Here is a 17,770-nt window from a genome sequence, read left to right as displayed (position 1 = left end):
CTTTTTATTCTGTAGAGAGACGATGTTCATGAAAGTAGATATCGATACCCAGGATGTACGATACGCCGAGGCCTGGCAGGGCTTTCGCGGTACGGCGTGGCAAACGCAGATCGACGTCCGCGATTTTATTCAGCATAACTACACCCCTTACGAGGGCGATGAGTCTTTCCTCGCCGACACGACGCCAGCGACCACCGCCCTCTGGGAGCAGGTGATGGCCGGGATCCGCGTCGAGAACGCCACCCATGCGCCGGTGGATTTCGACACCAATGTCGCCACCTCCATCACCGCCCACGCGGCGGGCTATATCAACCAGCCGCTGGAAAAGATCGTCGGCCTGCAAACGGACCAGCCGCTGAAGCGCGCCCTGCATCCTTTTGGCGGCATCAATATGATCAAAAGCGCCTTCGAGGCCTATGGCCGCGAAATGGATCCCGACTTTGAGTATCAGTTTACGGCGCTGCGCAAGACCCACAATCAGGGGGTATTTGACGTCTATTCCCCGGATATGCTGCGCTGTCGCAAGTCGGGGGTGCTCACCGGGCTACCGGACGGCTATGGCCGCGGACGGATCATCGGCGATTACCGTCGCGTGGCGCTGTACGGCATCCGCTATCTGGTTCGCGAACGTGAGCTGCAGTTTGCCGACCTGCAGCCAGCCCTTGAGCGCGGCGAGGCGCTGGAAGCCACCCTGCGCCTGCGCGAAGAGCTGGCCGAACAGCGGCGCGCGCTGCAGCAGATGCAGGAGATGGCGGCCCGCTACGGCTGCGATATCGCCCACCCGGCGCGCACTGCCCGGGAGGCGGTGCAGTGGCTGTACTTCGCCTACCTGGCGGCGGTGAAGTCGCAGAACGGCGGCGCCATGTCGCTGGGGCGCACGGCCACCTTCCTCGACATCTATATCGAACGCGATCTGCGGGCGGGTCTGCTCAATGAACAGCAGGCCCAGGAGCTCATTGACCACTTCATCATGAAGATCCGCATGGTGCGTTTCCTGCGCACCCCGGAATTTGACACGCTGTTCTCCGGGGATCCCATCTGGGCGACGGAGGTGCTGGGCGGCATGGGGCTGGATGGCCGCACCCTGGTCAGTAAAACCACCTTCCGTTACCTGCATACTCTGCACACCATAGGGCCGGCGCCGGAGCCGAACCTGACCGTGCTCTGGTCGCAAGCGCTGCCGGTGGCGTTTAAAAAATATGCCGCCCGGGTCTCTATCGCCACCTCGTCGCTGCAGTATGAGAACGACGATCTGATGCGCAGCGATTTTCACAGCGACGACTACGCCATCGCCTGCTGCGTCAGCCCGATGGTGATCGGCAAGCAGATGCAGTTCTTCGGCGCCCGCGCCAATCTCGCCAAAACGCTGCTCTACGCGATTAACGGCGGGGTGGATGAGAAACTGAAGATCCAGGTGGGGCCGAAAACCGACCCTCTGCGTGATGAGGTGCTGGACTATGACACCGTGATGGCCAGCCTCGACCACTTTATGGACTGGCTGGCGGTGCAGTACATCAGCGCGCTGAACATCATCCATTGTATGCATGATAAGTACAGCTACGAGGCGGCGCTGATGGCCCTGCACGATCGCGACGTCTACCGCACGATGGCCTGCGGCATCGCCGGCCTGTCGGTGGCGGCGGATTCGCTGTCGGCGATAAAGTACGCCCGGGTGAAGCCGGTGCGCGATCACCACGGGCTGGCGGTGGACTTTGTCATTGAAGGCGACTATCCGCAGTACGGCAACAACGACGATCGGGTCGATGCCATCGCCTGCGACCTGGTGGAGCGCTTTATGCGCAAAATTCAGGCGCTCCCCACCTGGCGTCAGGCGGTGCCGACCCAGTCGATCCTGACCATCACCTCCAACGTGGTATACGGACAGAAAACCGGCAATACGCCGGACGGACGTCGGGCGGGGACGCCGTTCGCCCCGGGGGCCAATCCGATGCATGGCCGCGACCGGAAAGGGGCGGTGGCGTCGCTGACCTCGGTGGCGAAACTGCCGTTTACCTATGCCAAAGATGGCATTTCGTATACCTTCTCCATCGTGCCGGCGGCCCTCGGCAAAGCCCCGTCGGCGCAGGAAAACAACCTGGTGGGACTGTTGGACGGCTACTTCCACCACGAGGAGACGGTGGAGGGGGGACAGCATCTCAACGTCAATGTGCTGAACCGGGAAAAGCTGCTCGATGCGATAGAACACCCGGAGCAGTATCCGAATCTGACGATCCGCGTCTCCGGCTATGCGGTCCGCTTTAACGCGCTGACCCGCGAGCAGCAGCAGGATGTGATCTCCCGAACGTTCACCAGCCAACTCTGAGCGGCCGCCAGGCCACAGGAGAGCCTTTAACGGGCTCTCCTGTTATCATCTTCACATTACCGCAACAAAATAATCACCACTGTTGATCATATTCGCATTTTTGCACCACGCTGGCGCGCAGCGACCGCTAACTGCATCTATGTTTAGCTCACGGGTCGGTACGGATACCGCGTTGTCCGGCTCGCCACGTGATGGCAACCGATCTCCTGACCTGAAAGGGAATGCGCCCTTGCCGGATGCGGTACGGGTTGCCGTCGCGTGCGCACTGACCGGGGCGTCCGCGCTCCGGCGCGACCTCTCTACCTGGCGGGATTTTTGCTTCTTCCACCCTGGCCGTCCTGGCGCTGCGCCAACGTCGGCACCACACAGTAAGTGATATTTTCTGCGTCATTCCATGACGCCAGGCTTTACATCGCTGAGGAATATCCGAATGTCTTTGAAACTGAAAACAATGACGCTTCATGTTGTGATAGCAGGTTGTATGAGCATGGCCTTTTACGCCCAGGCAGACGTGAAGATCGGCGTCGCCGGGCCCTTTACCGGACCCAACGCCACCTACGGCGCCCAGTACTGGAAGGGGGCCTCGCAGGCGGTGGCCGATATCAATGCCGCCGGTGGCATCAAAGGCGAAAAGATTGTGCTGGTGCAGGGGGATGACGCGTGCGAACCGAAGCAGGCGGTGGCGGTGGCCAACCGGCTGGTGGACGAAGCGAAAGTCTCCGCCGTGGTGGGGCACTTTTGCTCTTCCTCAACGATGCCGGCCTCCGAGGTATATGACGAAGCCGGGATCCTGACTATTACCCCCGGCTCGACCAACCCGCAGATCACTGAGCGCGGCATGAAGGACCTTTTCCGCATGTGTGGTCGTGACGATCAGCAGGGGGCGATTGCCGCCAACTATATGCTGGACGTGCTGAAGGCGAAGAAAATTGCCGTCATCCACGATAAAGACACCTATGGTCAGGGGCTGGCCGATGCCACCCGCGCGGCGCTGGCGAAGCGGGGCACCAAAGAAGTGTTGTACGAAGGCCTCTCCCGCGGTGAAAAAGACTTTAACGCCCTGGTGACCAAGATCGGCGCCCTCAAGCCGGACGTGGTCTACTTTGGCGGCTGTCACCCTGAGGCGGGCCCGCTGGTGCGTCAGATGCGCGAGCAGGGGGTGCAGGCTAAATTCTTCTCCGGCGACTGTATCGTCACCGAGGAGCTGGTGACGGCCGCCGGCGGGCCGCAGTTTACCAACGGCGTGCTGATGACCTTTGGTCAGGACCCGCGCACCCTCCCGGAAGGCAAAGCGGTGATCGAGAAGTTCCGCGCCAGCGGCTTTGAACCAGAAGGCTATACCCTCTACGCCTACGCCTCCATTCAGGCCATTGCCGCGGCCTGGAACGCCGTGGGTACCGATAACGCCAAAGCCAGCGACTGGCTGAAGAGCCACGACGTCGATACGGTAATGGGCAAGAAAGCCTGGGATGGCAAAGGCGACCTCAAGGTGTCCGACTACGTGGTCTATCAGTGGGACGACAAGGGCAAATATCATCAGCTCTGATCGGCCACGACCTGAGGACGCTCTGTCCTTTTGACTTGCGAATCGTCACATGACGGCGGTCGACCGGGAACGGAACCCGGCGGCCGTCTGCCTGGCGGCTGGAGGGGCTATGACGGCGTTTTTTCTGCAACAACTGATCAATGGGCTGACGCTGGGCGCAGTGTACGGCTTAATCGCCATCGGCTACACCATGGTGTATGGGATCATCGGCATGATCAACTTCGCCCACGGCGAGGTGTATATGGTCTCCGCCTATCTGTGCGCCATCGGCCTGGCGCTGCTCTCTTTCTTCGGGATCCACTCCTTTCCGCTGCTGATTTTCGCCACCCTGGTGTTCACCATCGTGGTCACTGGCGTATATGGCTGGGCGATCGAGCGCATCGCCTACCGGCCGCTGCGCAACTCGACGCGGCTGGCGCCGCTGATCTCGGCTATCGGAATGTCGCTGATCCTGCAGAACTATGTCCAGCTGAGCCAGGGGCCGAACCAGCAGGGGATCCCGACGCTGCTCAGCGGCGCGCTGCGCATGACGGTGGGCGATGGGGTGGTGCAGATCACCTGGACCAAGGTGTTTATTCTCGTCGCGGCGCTGGTGGGGATGCTGACCCTGACCTGGATTATCCAGTACACCCGGCTGGGGCGCATCTGTCGCGCTACCCAGCAGGACCGGCGTATGGCGGCGATCCTTGGCATCAATACCGACCGGGTGATCTCCCTGGTGTTTGTCATCGGCGCGGCGATGGCCGGTCTGGCCGGCGTGCTGGTGACCATGAACTACGGCACCTTCGACTTCTATATCGGATTTATTATCGGCATCAAAGCCTTCACCGCCGCGGTGCTGGGCGGGATCGGCTCGCTGCCTGGCGCGATGCTGGGCGGACTGCTGCTCGGGGTGGCCGAAGCCCAGTTCGCCGGGCTGGTGAATTCGGATTACAAAGATGTCTTTTCCTTTGCGCTGCTGGTGGCGATCCTGATTTTTCGCCCGCAGGGGCTGCTGGGACGTCCGCTGGTGGCCAAGGTCTAAGGAGGCTTTATGGGTGAATTTACGCGCCAGCCTGCGCGGGATATCAAAAGCGCGCTGATCGACAGCGTGCTGGCCGGTCTTTGCGCGTTAATTGTCTTTGGCCCGATCGTCGGCGTGGTGCTCAAAGGGTATGGTTTTACCCTCGCGCCCGCGCGGGTGGCGATCCTCGTGGCGGTGGTGATGGCCGGCAGGCTGGCGCTCAGCCTGCTGCTGCAGAGCCGTCGGGGAAAAGCCTTTATTGCCCGCTTTGAGGGGGCGGATGACGGGGTGTACGTCCGGCCGCCGGGATACCGCTCGCGGCTGCGCTGGATAATGCCGCTGCTGGCGATCCTGGCCATTGCCTTTCCATTTCTCGCCAGCAAATACCTGCTGACCGTGGCGATCCTCGGCCTGATCTACGTTCTGCTCGGCCTGGGGCTGAACATTGTGGTGGGCCTCGCGGGCCTGCTCGATCTGGGCTATGTGGCGTTCTACGCCATCGGCGCCTACGGCCTGGCGCTGGGCTACCAGTACCTGGGCCTCGGCTTCTGGGCGATGCTGCCGCTGGGGGCGGTGATGGCGGCCCTCGCCGGGGCGTTGCTGGGCTTTCCGGTGCTGCGCATGCATGGCGACTACCTGGCCATCGTCACCCTCGGCTTTGGCGAAATCATTCGCCTGGTGCTTAACAACTGGGTGAGCTTCACCGGGGGGCCCAACGGCGTACCGGTGCCGTCCCCCACGCTGTTTGGCCTCGAATTTACCCGCCGGGCAAAGGATGGCGGCATCCCCATCCATGAGTTTTTCCACGTCAGCTATAACCCCAACCTGAAATTTATCTTCCTCTACGCCGTGCTGTGCCTGGTGGTGATGCTGGTGCTGCTGGTGAAACATCGTCTGACGCGGATGCCCATCGGTCGCGCCTGGGAAGCGCTGCGCGAGGATGAGATCGCCTGCCGGGCAATGGGGCTCAACCACGTGCTGGTGAAGCTCTCGGCGTTTATGCTCGGCGCGTCGACCGCCGGCATCGCGGGGGTGTTCTTCGCCAGCTATCAGGGATTTGTTAACCCGACGTCGTTCACCTTTTTTGAGTCGGCGCTGATCCTGGCGATTGTGGTGCTGGGGGGAATGGGCTCCACCCTCGGGGTGGTGCTGGCGGCGTTTGTGCTGACGGTCACTCCGGAGTTGCTGCGCGGTTTTGACGAATATCGGGTGCTGCTGTTCGGCGTGCTGATGGTGGTGATGATGATCTGGCGGCCGCGCGGCCTGGTGCGCACCAGCCGCAGCGGGGTCGCGTTGCGAAAAGGAGTCGCGCCATGACCGACAGCATCTTACGCGTTGAGCATCTGATGATGCATTTCGGCGGCATCAAAGCGCTGAATGATGTCAATCTGGAGGTGGAGCGGGGGTCGATCACCGCCCTGATCGGCCCCAACGGCGCGGGCAAGACCACGGTGTTTAACTGTCTGACCGGTTTTTACCGGGCGACGGGGGGGAGCATCGTGCTGCGGGCGCGGGAAAAGGTCACCGATGTCATTCAGGTGCTGGGGCAGAAGCTTCACCCGGACGATTTTCTCCACCCGGCGCAGCTGGGGAGGCGGATCTATTACAAGATGTTCGGTGGCACCCATCTGGTGAACCGCGCTGGCCTGGCGCGCACCTTTCAGAATATACGTTTATTTCGCGAGATGTCGGTGATTGAGAACCTGCTGGTGGCCCAGCATACCCAGGTTAACCGCCATCTGCTGGCCGGGATCCTCAATACCCGCGGGTATCGGCAGGCGGAGAGTCAGGCGCTGGATCGCGCTTTTTACTGGCTGGAGGTGGTGGAGATGGTGGACTGCGCCAACCGTCTGGCGGGGACCCTCTCCTACGGACAGCAGCGACGGCTGGAGATCGCCCGCGCCATGTGTACCCGCCCGGAGATGATCTGTCTGGATGAGCCGGCCGCCGGTCTCAACCCAGTGGAAACCCAGGCGCTGAGCCGGATTATTCGCTTTCTGCGCCAGCAGCACGGCATCACGGTGCTACTGATCGAACATGATATGGGGATGGTGATGGAGATTTCGGATCATATCATCGTCCTCGATCACGGGGACGTCATCGCCCGCGGCGCGCCGCAGGCGATCCAGGCCAACGCCAGCGTGATTGCCGCCTATCTTGGCGCTGAGGAAGAGGAGACGCGCCGATGAGCCAGCCATTGCTTGCCTTTGATGAGGTGGATGTCTTCTACGGGCCGATCCAGGCTCTGAAGCAGGTCTCCCTCACCGTCAACGAGGGGGAGACGGTGGCGCTGATCGGCGCCAACGGCGCCGGTAAATCAACACTGCTGATGTCGGTCTTCGGCCAGCCGCGCATTGCCGGCGGGGAGATTTTCTATCGCGGGGAGGCGATCAGCCGGAAATCGACTCACTTTATCGCCAGCAACGGCATCGCCCAGGCCCCGGAAGGGCGGCGCATCTTTCCCGATATGACTGTCGAGGAGAACCTGCTAATGGGGACCATTGCCATCGGCAACCGCTATCAGGCCGAAGACAAGGCGCGGATGTACCAGCTGTTCCCCCGGCTGGAAGAGCGGCGGGGACAGCGGGCGATGACCCTCTCCGGCGGCGAGCAGCAGATGCTGGCCATCGCCCGGGCGCTGATGAGCCGACCGCGCCTGCTGCTGCTGGATGAGCCGAGCCTGGGGCTGGCGCCGCTGGTGGTGAAGCAGATTTTTCAGATCCTGCGCGAGCTGACGGCCCAGGGGATGACGCTGTTTCTGGTGGAGCAGAATGCGCGCCATGCCCTTAACCTGTCGGACCGCGCCTATGTGATGGTGAACGGTCAGATCCGCCTGAGCGGCAGCGGCCAGGCGCTGCTCAACGACCCGGAGGTGCGTAAGGCATATCTGGGGATCAGCGGCTGAGGGGGTTATTCCCGCGGTTCGTTACGGGTTTTAATGTGCTGCCAGAAACGTTCGGCGGCCTGGTTAAGCCGCGAGCCGGAGCGGTAGAGCCAGGCGCCGATCGGCAGCGACAGGCGGTCATCGAGGATCGTCAGTCGGCCTTCGTCCAGCTCGCGCTGAATAGAGTATTGCGGCAGCCAGCCCACGCCGTCGCCATTGAGGATCATGCGCTTGAGCAGCTCACTCATGGAAGAGACGAAGGTGAGGGAGAAGGTGATCTCCGGCGTACGGTCGATGACCTGGTTGACCTGGCGCCCCATATAGCTGTCGTTGGCGTATTTCATCAGCGGCAGCACGCCGCGATGTAAATGAAACAGCGGGCGGCCATGTTCGTCGCAGGGGGAGACCAGGTGCAGGTAAGAATCAAAAATTTTATGATTAATAAACGGATAGTTCATTAATTCTTCATTATAGAAGGAGAGGATAAAATCGCTTTTTCCCTCTTTCAGATTAAATACGGCGTCGTTGACGTTAATCGATTCAACATGAAAAGTCTTATTTTTACGGTCGGTGTAACCGGCGATGATTTCCGGCAGCAATAACACCGACAGCGAAGGGGCCGCGTCGATTCTTATTTTCTGGGTCGTGTTATTTAACCCCTTAATACGACTGATCTGAAAATCCATGTCATCGAGCATATTTCGCGCATAGCCGACAAAAATTTTCCCGCGGTTGGTCAATTGCAGGGGGTTGGCGCTACGATCAAAGATGCTGAATCCGAGGGAGGCCTCCAGCGACTGGATGCGACGGCTGAACGAGGACTGAGAGATGTTGCGGGCTTTGGCCGCCAGGGTAAAGCTGCGCGACTCCTCGAGGGCAATCACATCATACAGCCATTTTACTTCCAGATTTGCCAACACCGATCCAGTCCTCAAAAACGTAATAAAGGCTATGCAATTTTAGCATAGCGCATAGAAACTATGCAATTAACATAATTATCGACAGGTGTTAACATTTTTTGGAAAGTTGAGATTTATGAATGCATATCGGCGACCCTACATGAGCACGATATGAAATCGCGACTCACGGTTATTTATTGCTTTATTTTATTGTCCAGGACTTATCTTATTAAATCGCCGGCGACGATGACGAAAGCAATGAATAACCCAGGCCTCTTACCTTAAATATTTTGTCAGGAGTTCCATGTCACAACAAATTGAATCAGTTAAAATGGCTCTGCAGGAGCTGGGGATTAATGCAAGCGGCGAATTCTTTTACAACCCTGATTACGATTTGCTTATTGCACATGAAACCGCTCCTGAGCTGACCGGCGCGGCCCGCGGCGTGATGACCGACTCTGGCGCCGTAGCTGTTGATACCGGGATCTTCACCGGCCGTTCACCGCGCGATAAATACATCGTCCGCGACGAACAGACTCGCGACACCGTCTGGTGGGCAGACTCCGGCCTCGGCCGCAATGACAACAAACCGTTATCGCCAGACGTGTGGCGCAGCCTGAAAAGCCTGGTCGCGGGCCAGCTGAGCGGCAAAAAACTGTACGTCATCGACGCCTGGTGCGGCGCCAGCCCGGACACCCGTCTTGGCGTACGCTTCGTCACCGAGGTGGCGTGGCAGGCCCACTTTGTCAAAAACATGTTTATCGTGCCGAGCGCCGACGAGCTGGCCAGCTTTACGCCAGACTTCGTGGTGCTCAACGGCGCGGGCTGCACCAATGCCAACTGGCAGGCGCAGGGGATGAACTCCGAGAACTTCGTCGCCTTTAATCTCAGCGAGCGTATTCAGCTCATCGGCGGCACCTGGTACGGCGGCGAAATGAAGAAAGGGCTGTTCTCGGTCATGAACTACCTGCTGCCGCAGAAAGGCATCGCGTCGATGCACTGCTCGGCCAACCGTGGCGAAGCAGGGGATGTGGCGCTGTTCTTCGGCCTCTCCGGTACCGGTAAAACCACCCTGTCGACCGATCCGCATCGTCAGCTGATTGGCGATGACGAGCACGGCTGGGACGATGACGGCGTGTTTAACTTTGAAGGCGGCTGCTACGCCAAGACCATCAATCTCGACCCGCAGGCGGAGCCGGAGATTTATGGCGCCATCCGCCGCAATGCGCTGCTGGAAAACGTGGTGGTGCGCGCTGACGGCAGCGTGGATTATGCCGACGGCAGCAAAACCGAAAACACCCGCGTCTCCTATCCGCTGTCGCATATCGACAATATCGTCAAGCCGGTGTCCCGCGCGGGCCATCCGTCGAAGGTGATTTTCCTTGCCGCCGACGCGTTTGGCGTCCTGCCGCCGGTCTCCCGTCTGACCACCGAGCAGATGCAGTACCATTTCCTGTCGGGTTTCACCTCGAAGCTGGCGGGTACCGAGCGCGGCATTACCCAGCCGACGCCGACCTTCTCCGCCTGCTATGGCGCGGCGTTCCTGCTGCTTCACCCAACCCAGTACGCCAGCGTCCTGGCGGCGAAGATGGCGGAATCCGGTGCGGAAGCCTGGCTGGTCAACACCGGCTGGAACGGCGAGGGCAAACGCCTGTCGCTGCGCGATACCCGCAGCATCATTAGCGCGATCCTCAACGGCACTACCGGCCCGCTGCGCGATGAGACCATCCCGGTGTTCGGTCTTGCGATCCCGCAGAGCATTCCAGGGGTAGACAGCGCGGTGCTGGATCCGCGTAATGGCTGGAGCTCAGCGGATAAGTGGCAGGAGAAGGCCGAGAGCCTGGCTCAGCTGTTTATGGATAACTTTAAGCAGTACAGCGATACCGAAGCGGGCGCGCGTCTGGCGCTGGCCGGTCCGCAGCTGCAGAATAGCGCGGTCGAAGCCTGATCCGCGGCCAGCAGGTCGACGCCTGGCGCCGACCTGCTGGCGAGCCGCTTTACTCCGCAAAGGCACGCAGCGCATCGCCCGTGAGGCGATAACGCACCCACTCATCCTGCGGCTGCGCGCCAATGCTCAGATAGAAATCAATCGCCGGCTGGTTCCAGTCGAGCACGCTCCACTCCAGACGCCCGCACTGACGCTGTACAGCATATTGCGCGATGGTTTTCAGCAGCGCTTTTCCGGCGCCAATCCCGCGATAGTCGGGGGTCACGTACAGATCCTCCATATAGATACCATTGCGTCCAAGCCAGGTGGAGTAGCTGGTGAAGAACACCGCGTAGCCCACCGCTTTGCCCGCCACCTCGCAGATCAGCGCTTCGGTTTTGCTGCCGCTGGCAAACAGCGTCTCTCTGATCTCCTCTGCCGTCGTCACCACCTCTTCAGGGGCTTTCTCGTAGACCGCGAGTTCATAAATCATGTCGTAAATAGCGGTGGCGTCGTCCGGGGTGGCCTGGCGGATCGTGATGCTCATGGGGCGTCCTGTATCAATAGTCAAAAGAGAGAGCAAAATTGCTGACCCTGAGGATAAGCGGTATTGTGAAAAGAATTAAGTGCAATGAAATCAGCAAACGATGAATATTATGCATCCTGTCCTGCGCCGGATTGACCTCAACCTGCTGCCGGTCTTTGACGCGGTCTATCGTTCCCGCTCGGTGCGCCTGGCGGCGGAAGAGCTGGCGATGAGCACCTCGGCGCTGAGCCATGCGCTTTCCCGGCTGCGCAGTGCCCTCAACGATCCGCTGTTCTATCGCGAAGGGCACCGGATGTGCCCCAGCGTTTATGCCAGCCAGCTGGCGCCCTCTATTGCTTCGGCGCTGAAGTTTCTCAACCAGGAGCTGACGCCGGCGGCGGCGTTTGTGCCGGCCGCCAGCACCGACTGCATGCAGATTGCGATCACCGATTTCACCGCGTTCTGCGTCTTTCCGACGCTGATGCATCACCTGCAGCGTGAGGCGCCCGGGCTGCGGTTTGAGCTCCGTTATCTGCCCCACAGCCCGGCGCTGACCGAGCTGCTGGCGGGCGAGGTCGACCTGGCCCTCGGGTTCAATACCCCTGACGAGCCAGCCCATCCCGATCTTGAGGAGATTAACTGGCTGCGGGACGAATATGTGGTCATCAGCCAGGCCGACCGGACGGCGCTGACCCTGGACGCCTACCTTGCGGCACGTCATTTGGTGGTGACCCCGTGGAATGAGCAGCAGGGGGTGCTGGACTGTGAGCTGGAGCGGCAGGGCTATTCGCGGCAGGTGGCGATGAAAACCCCCTCGATGCTGAGCGCCCCCTTCATTATTGAGCAGAGCGACCTGTTGATGGCGCTGCCCCGGCGAGCGGCGGAGACGATGGCCCGCGCCGCCCGGCTGACCATTTTCCCGCTGCCGTTTCCGGTTCCGCCGTTTGACGTCAAGATTTACGCCCACCAACGCAGCGGGAAACGCGAGGCTACCCGCTGGCTGATCGCTCTGTTGCAGACGCTGGTGGGGGAGTCTGCCGCTTCCGCTTCCTGACGCGCTTTGCGGCCGGCAGCGTGTATCCTCACCCCAGGCCAGGGTTTTTATGCCGTCAACCCACGGTGACGTACCCTGGCCTCGGTCACAAAACGGAAAACTGACTTTTTCGCCGTCACACGCGGCGTGGTTAGCACGGCATGTGTTAAATGATTGTATGTAAAAGTAATGTTAATTAATTAAATGTTATTCATGCGTAAAATGCATTAATGGATGCGTTTATTACGCTTATTTCGTTCCCGGTTCTGTTTCAGTCTTCAGCAACAGGCGCGCGACAACGCGTGGATAACAAACTGGAGACCTGCATGCATTCGACAACCTCACTGATGAGTACCCGTGACCGGATCGGCGCCATCCTGCGCGTCACGTCCGGTAACTTTCTCGAACAGTTCGACTTTTTCCTGTTCGGGTTTTATGCCACCTACATCGCACATACCTTTTTTCCGGCGAGCAGTGAATTCGCCTCGCTGATGATGACCTTCGCGGTCTTTGGTGCCGGCTTTTTGATGCGCCCCATCGGCGCCATCGTTCTTGGCGCCTACATCGACAAGGTGGGGCGGCGCAAGGGACTGATCGTCACCCTGTCGATCATGGCCACCGGCACCTTCCTGATCGTGCTGATCCCCTCTTACCAGACCATTGGCCTGTGGGCGCCGCTGCTGGTGCTGATCGGCCGTCTGCTGCAGGGCTTTTCCGCTGGCGCCGAGCTGGGCGGGGTGTCGGTCTATCTGGCCGAGATCGCCACGCCGGGCCGCAAAGGCTTTTACACCAGCTGGCAGTCGGGTAGTCAGCAGGTTGCCATTATGGTGGCGGCCGCGATGGGCTTTGCCCTCAACGCGGTGCTGGAGCAGAGCGCCATCAGCGACTGGGGCTGGCGCATTCCGTTCGTCTTCGGCTGCCTGATCGTACCGTTCATTTTTGTCCTGCGCCGTAAGCTGGAGGAGACCCAGGAGTTTACGGCCCGCCGCCATCATCTGGCGATGCGCCAGGTGTTCGCCACGCTGCTGGCGAACTGGCAGGTGGTTATCGCCGGGATGATGATGGTGGCGATGACCACCACCGCGTTCTACCTGATCACCGTCTATGCGCCGACCTTTGGTAAAAAGGTGCTGATGCTCAGCGCCTCTGACAGCCTGCTGGTTACGCTGCTGGTGGCGATTTCCAACTTCTTCTGGCTGCCGGTGGGCGGGGCGCTGTCTGACCGCTTTGGCCGCCGACCGGTGCTGATTGCCATGACCCTGCTGGCGCTGGCTACCGCCTGGCCTGCACTGACCATGCTGGCGAACGCGCCGAGCTTTTTGATGATGCTGAGCGTGCTGCTGTGGCTGTCGTTTATCTACGGCATGTACAACGGGGCAATGATCCCGGCGCTGACCGAAATTATGCCCGCCGAAGTGCGCGTGGCAGGTTTCTCGCTGGCCTACAGCCTGGCGACCGCGGTATTTGGCGGCTTCACGCCGGTGATTTCCACGGCGCTGATCGAGTATACCGGTGATAAAGCGTCTCCCGGCTACTGGATGAGCTTTGCCGCGGTCTGCGGCCTGCTGGCCACCTGCTACCTCTATCGCCGTAGCGCCGTTGCGCTGCAGACAGCACGTTAATCAGGGAGAAGATGATGCGTAAAACGACAGGAACCCTGCTGGCCACGCTGCTGCTGGCCGCCACCGGCGGCAGCGCGCTGTCCGCAGAGGTCACCGTGATGATCTCCGGCGGCTTCAAAGCGGCGCTGGAAAAGCTGGCCCCGGCCTGGGAAAAACAAACCGGCAACCACCTCGTGGTGATCCCCGGCCCGTCGATGGGGAAAACGCCTCAGGCGATCCCTAATCGCCTGGCGCGGGGCGAACACGCGGACGTGGTGATTATGGTCGGGGACGCGCTGACCAGCCTCGAGAAAGCGGGCCGTACGCAACCGGATTCGCGCCGGGAGCTGGCCGACTCGCCGATCGGCGTGGTGGTGAAGGCGGGGGCGCCGCTGCCGGCTATCCACAGTGCAGACCAGCTGCGGGCGACGCTGCTGGCCGCACCGTCGGTCGCTTACTCCGACAGCGCCAGCGGACGCTATGTCAGCTCGACGCTGTTCCACACCCTGGGCATTGATGACGCGATGCAGAGCAAAGCGCAGATGGTGGAGCGCATTCCGGTGGCCTCGGAAGTGGCGAAGGGACGGTATGCGATCGGTTTTCAGCAGGTGAGCGAGCTGCTGCCGGTACCCGGCGTGACCTTCGTTGGTGAACTGCCGGATAACCTGCAGTACATCACCCGCTTTGCCGGGGCGGTGACCATCAGCGCTGACCACCCGCAGGAAGGCAAGGCGCTGCTGACGTATCTGGCTTCACCGGCGGCGCAGGAGACCATCCACGCCACCGGCATGCGAAGCGTGGCCGCCACCGCGCCGGTCAGCCAGAAGGATACTGTTCAATAATCAGCTTCTCCAGCTCTGCCGCCACGTAGGACTGAATTCGACCGCTGAGGCGGATCAGGCCTACCGTGCGCGTGACCACCGGGTCAGTGAGCGGCACAGCGCGGAGAACGGAATGCTCCCCAGCGGGCATTGACATCGCGGGCACGGCGGCAATGCCGATGCCCGCTTCCACCATCCCCAGCATCGTGGTGACGTGGCGGGTTTCGCAGATACTTGGCCGCGCCGGCGTTAGATGCGCCAGCTCCCGGTCGAGCAGCGTCCGGTTGCCCGAGACCCGATCCAGGCCAATATAATCCTGTTCAAAATACGCCTGCCAGCTAAGGTGCGTCTTGCGCGCCAGCGGATGATCGTACCGACAGGCGGCCACATAGCAGTCGTCGGCCAGTGGGGTGAATTCGAGACTGGCTGGCAGGTTTTTGGCAAAACAGAGGCCAAAGTCAGCCTGTCCGCTGCTGACGGCCTCGATCACATTGCCGACGCTGCTGTCAATCAACCGGATGCGCACCTGGGGATAACGCGCCTGAAAGCTGCGAATGATTTCCGGCATAAAGTAGTAGGCGGCGGAGGGCACCGTCGCCACCGTCACCAGCCCGGTGCGCGCCTTGCTGACCTGGCTGATATCCGCCAGCACCGTCTCGACATGGGCCAGCAGCTGCTCCGAACGTTCGGCAAAATTTTGCCCATACAGCGTGAGGGTCACCCGCCGGGTGGTACGCTCGAACAGCCGGTTGCCCAGCGCCGTCTCCAGCTTTTCGATACGTCGGCTGAGGGCCGACTGCGACAGGCAGATGGATTCGGCCGCCAGCCGAAAACTGCCATATTCCATCAGGGCGCGAAAGGCGTAGAGATCGTTGAAGTCAAAATTTACGGGCATGGCGGCGGCATCCTTATCGGCTGTCTGGCGCCATCGCCCCGTCCGGCGAGGGGCGATGGCGGGTAGCATATAGCATATCGGGCAGGTCTTCGGGCGCGCGGGAAACCGCGCGCCGGGGCTTACACCTTAAGCAGTTTTACCGTGGCATCGATATCGATTTCGTCTTCCGAGAAGATCAGAGTTGTCCCTTGAAAGGTGGTGATCGCCAGCTTTTTCACCGAGCGCATCTCCCCCGACTGCACCGCGGATTTTGGCCGGATGCTGTTCATCAGCAGCCCGACCGACAGCACGGCGTTTTCTTTATCGACGCGGGTCTCGACCGGCTCTTCTTCCCGGTACACCACATAGGATTTGATGGAGGTCAGCTTCAGCCGCTCGCCGGCGATATAGATATATTTGCTCTCCGGAATGACCTTCACCGCGTAGGCCGACAGCCCTTTATTGTTGGTGGTAGGTTCGAAAGTCACCGCCGCGTCTTTCTTGATAAGATCAGGATTGGCGACCTTAATCACGTGAAAATAACGATTTTCGCCGTTTTCATCTTTGATAAATCCAAAACCTTTATCTTTAAACCACGTTGTGATTGTTCCGTTCATCGCCATTACCGTATTACTCGTTGGTTAACACAAATTTTGCAGCGCGCAGTGTAAAGCACATTGCCTGTGCAGGCCATGCCTTTGCGATAAGTGTGGGTGATAAATGGCGCCGCCGCGAGGGCGGATTGTGCGCCAGCGTCGTGCCGGCGGCCAAAATGGGGTACTATCGCCAGCCACTCCTTCTTCGGGCCGCCTGATGTCCACCATTATCGATACCTTTGTCGCGCCGCCGTGCCGCGAACAGATCACCCTCTTGTATCAGGATGAACACCTGCTGCTGATCAATAAACCGGCCGGGCTGCTGAGCCTGTCGGGTAAAGATCCACGCAACCTCGACTCCGTGCATCACCGGCTGGTTCAGCGCTTTCCGGGTTGCACCCTGGTGCACCGCCTGGACTTCGGCACTTCCGGCCTGATGGTCATCGCCCGCAACAAGGGCATTAACGCCTTGCTGTGCCAACAGTTCAGCCAGCGCACGGTGGACAAGGTCTATACGGCGCTGCTGTGTGGCCATCTGGTGGAAGACGAGGGGATAGTGGAGGCGGCGATCGCCAAAGATCCGGCCCGTTTCCCGCGCATGTCATTGTGCGCCCGGCACGGCAAACCGGCGCGTTCGCGCTATCGGGTCATCGACCGCCTGTATCAGTCACGGGAAGGAGAGAGGGCGCTGGCGTTGACGCGAGTGGCGCTCACCCCGGAGACCGGGCGCACCCATCAGCTGCGCATCCACTGCCAGCTGCTGGGCTATCCGATCCTTGGCTGCGATCTGTACGGTGGCCGGGAGCTGCCTGGCACGGAACAGGCTCCGCGGCTGATGCTGCACGCCAGCGAACTGCGCTTTGTCCACCCCGTCAGCCATGAGCCGATGCATATCCAGCAGGCGAGCCCGTTTTGATTGCCCGCGGCGGGAAAGCCCGGGGTTACCACATCAGATCGTCGGGCACCTTAAAGTCGGCGTACGGATCGTCTTCATCCTGCTCATCCTGACTCAGGGCGCTGTGCAACACGATGCTGCTGGCGTCGCGCTGGGCGATTTTCTCGGCCACCACCGCCGGAATAATCGCGTATTCACCTTCGGGCTTGTTATCCACCGCCAGGCGGGCAATCGCCAGGCGGCCGTTAATCAGCTGGGTCTGGGTGAGCTTGTCGACCATGATTTTTTTGATCAGATTATTATCGGTAAAGTTAAAGCCGATATCGCCCCGGGCGACCGTAATGCGGTTCATCTCAATCAGCTGCTTCACCTGGGCTTTATACTCTTTCGCCAGTGCCGCCTGCTTTTGCTGCTCGCTGAGCTGCTTATCGCGCTCCAGCTGAGCTTTTTTATTTTCTTCCACCGCTTCCCGGGCCTCACGGGCCTGAACGCGGGATTTTTTCGCCGTTCTCTGGACTTTAGCCATTTTTTTGCTGCTGACCAGGCCGGCTTTGAGCATCTGCTCTTGTAAGGTGAGTTTTGTCATCTGCGTGTCTGAAACTGAGGAAACATCTGCCAAGTATACCTGCATTGGCCGAAACGACGCCAGACTACCAACCGTTCGTTACCCCGATTAGCCTGACAGCCCCCCGCCGAAGCCGCGTTAACCCAGCCTCGCAGGCCCATCTTTCCCGTCCCCGGCGAAGGATCTTCACCACCATTTTTGGCAAGCCGACGATCCTTTTTCGTTATGAGTTGTCTTTTTTGTGATCTTGATTGTAGTACAATTTTTATTAATAGTA

17 protein-coding genes are annotated in these 17,770 nt (G+C 60.2%); 11 read left to right on the top strand and 6 right to left on the bottom strand.

Annotated features, from left to right (window positions below; all coding sequences use genetic code 11):
* The first annotated feature begins 28 nt into the window (after positions 1 to 28).
* A complete protein-coding gene (gene pflB, locus CWM58_RS14060) occupies positions 29 to 2,323 on the top strand; it encodes a formate C-acetyltransferase (RefSeq protein ID WP_100681141.1) in 2,295 nt (764 codons plus the stop codon).
* Positions 2,324 to 2,374: 51 nt separating this feature from the next.
* Here the strand turns inward: pflB and CWM58_RS28605 are convergent, their stop codons facing one another.
* Positions 2,375 to 2,521 carry a hypothetical protein gene (locus CWM58_RS28605; RefSeq protein WP_032431965.1) on the bottom strand — a complete coding sequence of 49 codons (147 nt, stop codon included), beginning with the start codon at positions 2,519 to 2,521 and terminating at the stop codon, positions 2,375 to 2,377.
* Positions 2,522 to 2,810: 289 nt separating this feature from the next.
* Between CWM58_RS28605 and CWM58_RS14055 the strand changes: the two genes are divergently transcribed.
* The 5 genes from CWM58_RS14055 (at position 2,811) to CWM58_RS14035 (ending at position 7,777) form a co-directional block, all read left to right on the top strand.
* Positions 2,811 to 3,869: a branched-chain amino acid ABC transporter substrate-binding protein gene (locus tag CWM58_RS14055; RefSeq protein WP_162494489.1), complete on the top strand. Its 1,059-nt coding sequence runs from the start codon at positions 2,811 to 2,813 to the stop codon at positions 3,867 to 3,869.
* A 109-nt stretch (positions 3,870 to 3,978) separates the two neighbouring features.
* The gene (locus CWM58_RS14050; protein WP_008804338.1) at positions 3,979 to 4,893 is read left to right on the top strand and encodes an ABC transporter permease subunit; all 915 of its coding nucleotides are present in this window, start codon (positions 3,979 to 3,981) and stop codon (positions 4,891 to 4,893) included.
* Positions 4,894 to 4,902: 9 nt separating this feature from the next.
* Positions 4,903 to 6,189, top strand: a complete 1,287-nt coding sequence (livM, locus tag CWM58_RS14045; protein ID WP_100681140.1) for a high-affinity branched-chain amino acid ABC transporter permease LivM — start codon at positions 4,903 to 4,905, stop codon at positions 6,187 to 6,189.
* Positions 6,186 to 7,061: an ABC transporter ATP-binding protein gene (locus CWM58_RS14040; protein ID WP_004148803.1), complete on the top strand. Its 876-nt coding sequence runs from the start codon at positions 6,186 to 6,188 to the stop codon at positions 7,059 to 7,061. The genes livM and CWM58_RS14040 overlap by 4 nt, the downstream gene beginning before the upstream one ends.
* Positions 7,058 to 7,777 carry an ABC transporter ATP-binding protein gene (locus tag CWM58_RS14035; RefSeq protein WP_023290181.1) on the top strand — a complete coding sequence of 240 codons (720 nt, stop codon included), beginning with the start codon at positions 7,058 to 7,060 and terminating at the stop codon, positions 7,775 to 7,777. The genes CWM58_RS14040 and CWM58_RS14035 overlap by 4 nt, the downstream gene beginning before the upstream one ends.
* Before the next feature lie 5 nt (positions 7,778 to 7,782).
* Here CWM58_RS14035 and CWM58_RS14030 read toward each other — a convergent pair whose 3' ends face one another.
* Complete coding sequence (locus CWM58_RS14030) at positions 7,783 to 8,676, bottom strand: LysR substrate-binding domain-containing protein (RefSeq protein ID WP_008804342.1); 894 nt, start codon at positions 8,674 to 8,676, stop codon at positions 7,783 to 7,785.
* Positions 8,677 to 8,959: 283 nt separating this feature from the next.
* Between CWM58_RS14030 and pckA the strand changes: the two genes are divergently transcribed.
* Complete coding sequence (gene pckA / locus CWM58_RS14025) at positions 8,960 to 10,603, top strand: phosphoenolpyruvate carboxykinase (ATP) (RefSeq protein WP_012967799.1); 1,644 nt, start codon at positions 8,960 to 8,962, stop codon at positions 10,601 to 10,603.
* A 49-nt stretch (positions 10,604 to 10,652) separates the two neighbouring features.
* Here pckA and CWM58_RS14020 read toward each other — a convergent pair whose 3' ends face one another.
* On the bottom strand, positions 10,653 to 11,129 hold the full coding sequence (locus CWM58_RS14020) for a GNAT family N-acetyltransferase (protein ID WP_008804344.1): 477 nt from the start codon (positions 11,127 to 11,129) through the stop codon (positions 10,653 to 10,655).
* 100 nt (positions 11,130 to 11,229) lie between these two features.
* On the opposite strand from CWM58_RS14020, the gene CWM58_RS14015 reads away from it, so the two are divergent.
* The 3 genes from CWM58_RS14015 (at position 11,230) to CWM58_RS14005 (ending at position 14,584) form a co-directional block, all read left to right on the top strand.
* Positions 11,230 to 12,162 carry a LysR family transcriptional regulator gene (locus CWM58_RS14015; protein WP_100681139.1) on the top strand — a complete coding sequence of 311 codons (933 nt, stop codon included), beginning with the start codon at positions 11,230 to 11,232 and terminating at the stop codon, positions 12,160 to 12,162.
* 305 nt (positions 12,163 to 12,467) lie between these two features.
* Positions 12,468 to 13,763, top strand: coding sequence for an MFS transporter (locus CWM58_RS14010; RefSeq protein WP_061156350.1), 1,296 nt, complete (start codon positions 12,468 to 12,470; stop codon positions 13,761 to 13,763).
* Between the two features lie 11 nt (positions 13,764 to 13,774).
* Positions 13,775 to 14,584 (top strand): substrate-binding domain-containing protein, encoded by an 810-nt coding sequence (locus CWM58_RS14005; protein ID WP_165785791.1) that lies wholly within the window; start codon positions 13,775 to 13,777, stop codon positions 14,582 to 14,584.
* Here the strand turns inward: CWM58_RS14005 and CWM58_RS14000 are convergent.
* Positions 14,559 to 15,458, bottom strand: a complete 900-nt coding sequence (locus CWM58_RS14000; RefSeq protein ID WP_064171071.1) for a LysR family transcriptional regulator — start codon at positions 15,456 to 15,458, stop codon at positions 14,559 to 14,561. The two genes, CWM58_RS14005 and CWM58_RS14000, sit on opposite strands and share 26 nt — an antisense overlap.
* Positions 15,459 to 15,577: 119 nt before the next feature.
* On the bottom strand, positions 15,578 to 16,060 hold the full coding sequence (locus CWM58_RS13995) for a cold-shock protein (RefSeq protein ID WP_061154172.1): 483 nt from the start codon (positions 16,058 to 16,060) through the stop codon (positions 15,578 to 15,580).
* 190 nt (positions 16,061 to 16,250) lie between these two features.
* Between CWM58_RS13995 and CWM58_RS13990 the strand changes: the two genes are divergently transcribed.
* Positions 16,251 to 16,949 (top strand): RluA family pseudouridine synthase, encoded by a 699-nt coding sequence (locus tag CWM58_RS13990; protein WP_100630702.1) that lies wholly within the window; start codon positions 16,251 to 16,253, stop codon positions 16,947 to 16,949.
* A gap of 25 nt (positions 16,950 to 16,974) precedes the next feature.
* Here CWM58_RS13990 and CWM58_RS13985 read toward each other — a convergent pair whose 3' ends face one another.
* Complete coding sequence (locus CWM58_RS13985; RefSeq protein WP_100630701.1) at positions 16,975 to 17,514, bottom strand: DUF2058 domain-containing protein; 540 nt, start codon at positions 17,512 to 17,514, stop codon at positions 16,975 to 16,977.
* Positions 17,515 to 17,770 lie beyond the last annotated feature (256 nt).

This window comes from Klebsiella sp. H-Nf2, assembly GCF_002806645.1.
Classification (GTDB): Bacteria; Pseudomonadota; Gammaproteobacteria; order Enterobacterales; family Enterobacteriaceae; genus Klebsiella; species Klebsiella variicola.
The sequence above is the reverse complement of the archived record's forward strand: the minus strand, read 5'-3'. Positions and strand labels throughout refer to the sequence as shown.

Bases quoted from the DNA above. Each gene is read 5' to 3' on its own strand.
- CWM58_RS13990 (WP_100630702.1), top strand. From the start codon at position 16,251: ATGTCCACCATTATCGATACCTTTGTCGCGCCGCCGTGCCGCGAACAG.
- pflB (WP_100681141.1), top strand. From the start codon at position 29: ATGAAAGTAGATATCGATACCCAGGATGTACGATACGCCGAGGCCTGG.
- CWM58_RS14020 (WP_008804344.1), bottom strand. From the start codon at position 11,129: ATGAGCATCACGATCCGCCAGGCCACCCCGGACGACGCCACCGCTATT.
- CWM58_RS14055 (WP_162494489.1), top strand. From the start codon at position 2,811: ATGGCCTTTTACGCCCAGGCAGACGTGAAGATCGGCGTCGCCGGGCCC.
- CWM58_RS14000 (WP_064171071.1), bottom strand. From the start codon at position 15,458: ATGCCCGTAAATTTTGACTTCAACGATCTCTACGCCTTTCGCGCCCTG.
- CWM58_RS13985 (WP_100630701.1), bottom strand. From the start codon at position 17,514: ATGACAAAACTCACCTTACAAGAGCAGATGCTCAAAGCCGGCCTGGTC.
- CWM58_RS13995 (WP_061154172.1), bottom strand. From the start codon at position 16,060: ATGGCGATGAACGGAACAATCACAACGTGGTTTAAAGATAAAGGTTTT.
- pckA (WP_012967799.1), top strand. From the start codon at position 8,960: ATGTCACAACAAATTGAATCAGTTAAAATGGCTCTGCAGGAGCTGGGG.
- CWM58_RS14015 (WP_100681139.1), top strand. From the start codon at position 11,230: ATGAATATTATGCATCCTGTCCTGCGCCGGATTGACCTCAACCTGCTG.
- CWM58_RS14050 (WP_008804338.1), top strand. From the start codon at position 3,979: ATGACGGCGTTTTTTCTGCAACAACTGATCAATGGGCTGACGCTGGGC.
- livM (WP_100681140.1), top strand. From the start codon at position 4,903: ATGGGTGAATTTACGCGCCAGCCTGCGCGGGATATCAAAAGCGCGCTG.
- CWM58_RS14035 (WP_023290181.1), top strand. From the start codon at position 7,058: ATGAGCCAGCCATTGCTTGCCTTTGATGAGGTGGATGTCTTCTACGGG.
- CWM58_RS14010 (WP_061156350.1), top strand. From the start codon at position 12,468: ATGCATTCGACAACCTCACTGATGAGTACCCGTGACCGGATCGGCGCC.
- CWM58_RS14040 (WP_004148803.1), top strand. From the start codon at position 6,186: ATGACCGACAGCATCTTACGCGTTGAGCATCTGATGATGCATTTCGGC.
- CWM58_RS14005 (WP_165785791.1), top strand. From the start codon at position 13,775: ATGATGCGTAAAACGACAGGAACCCTGCTGGCCACGCTGCTGCTGGCC.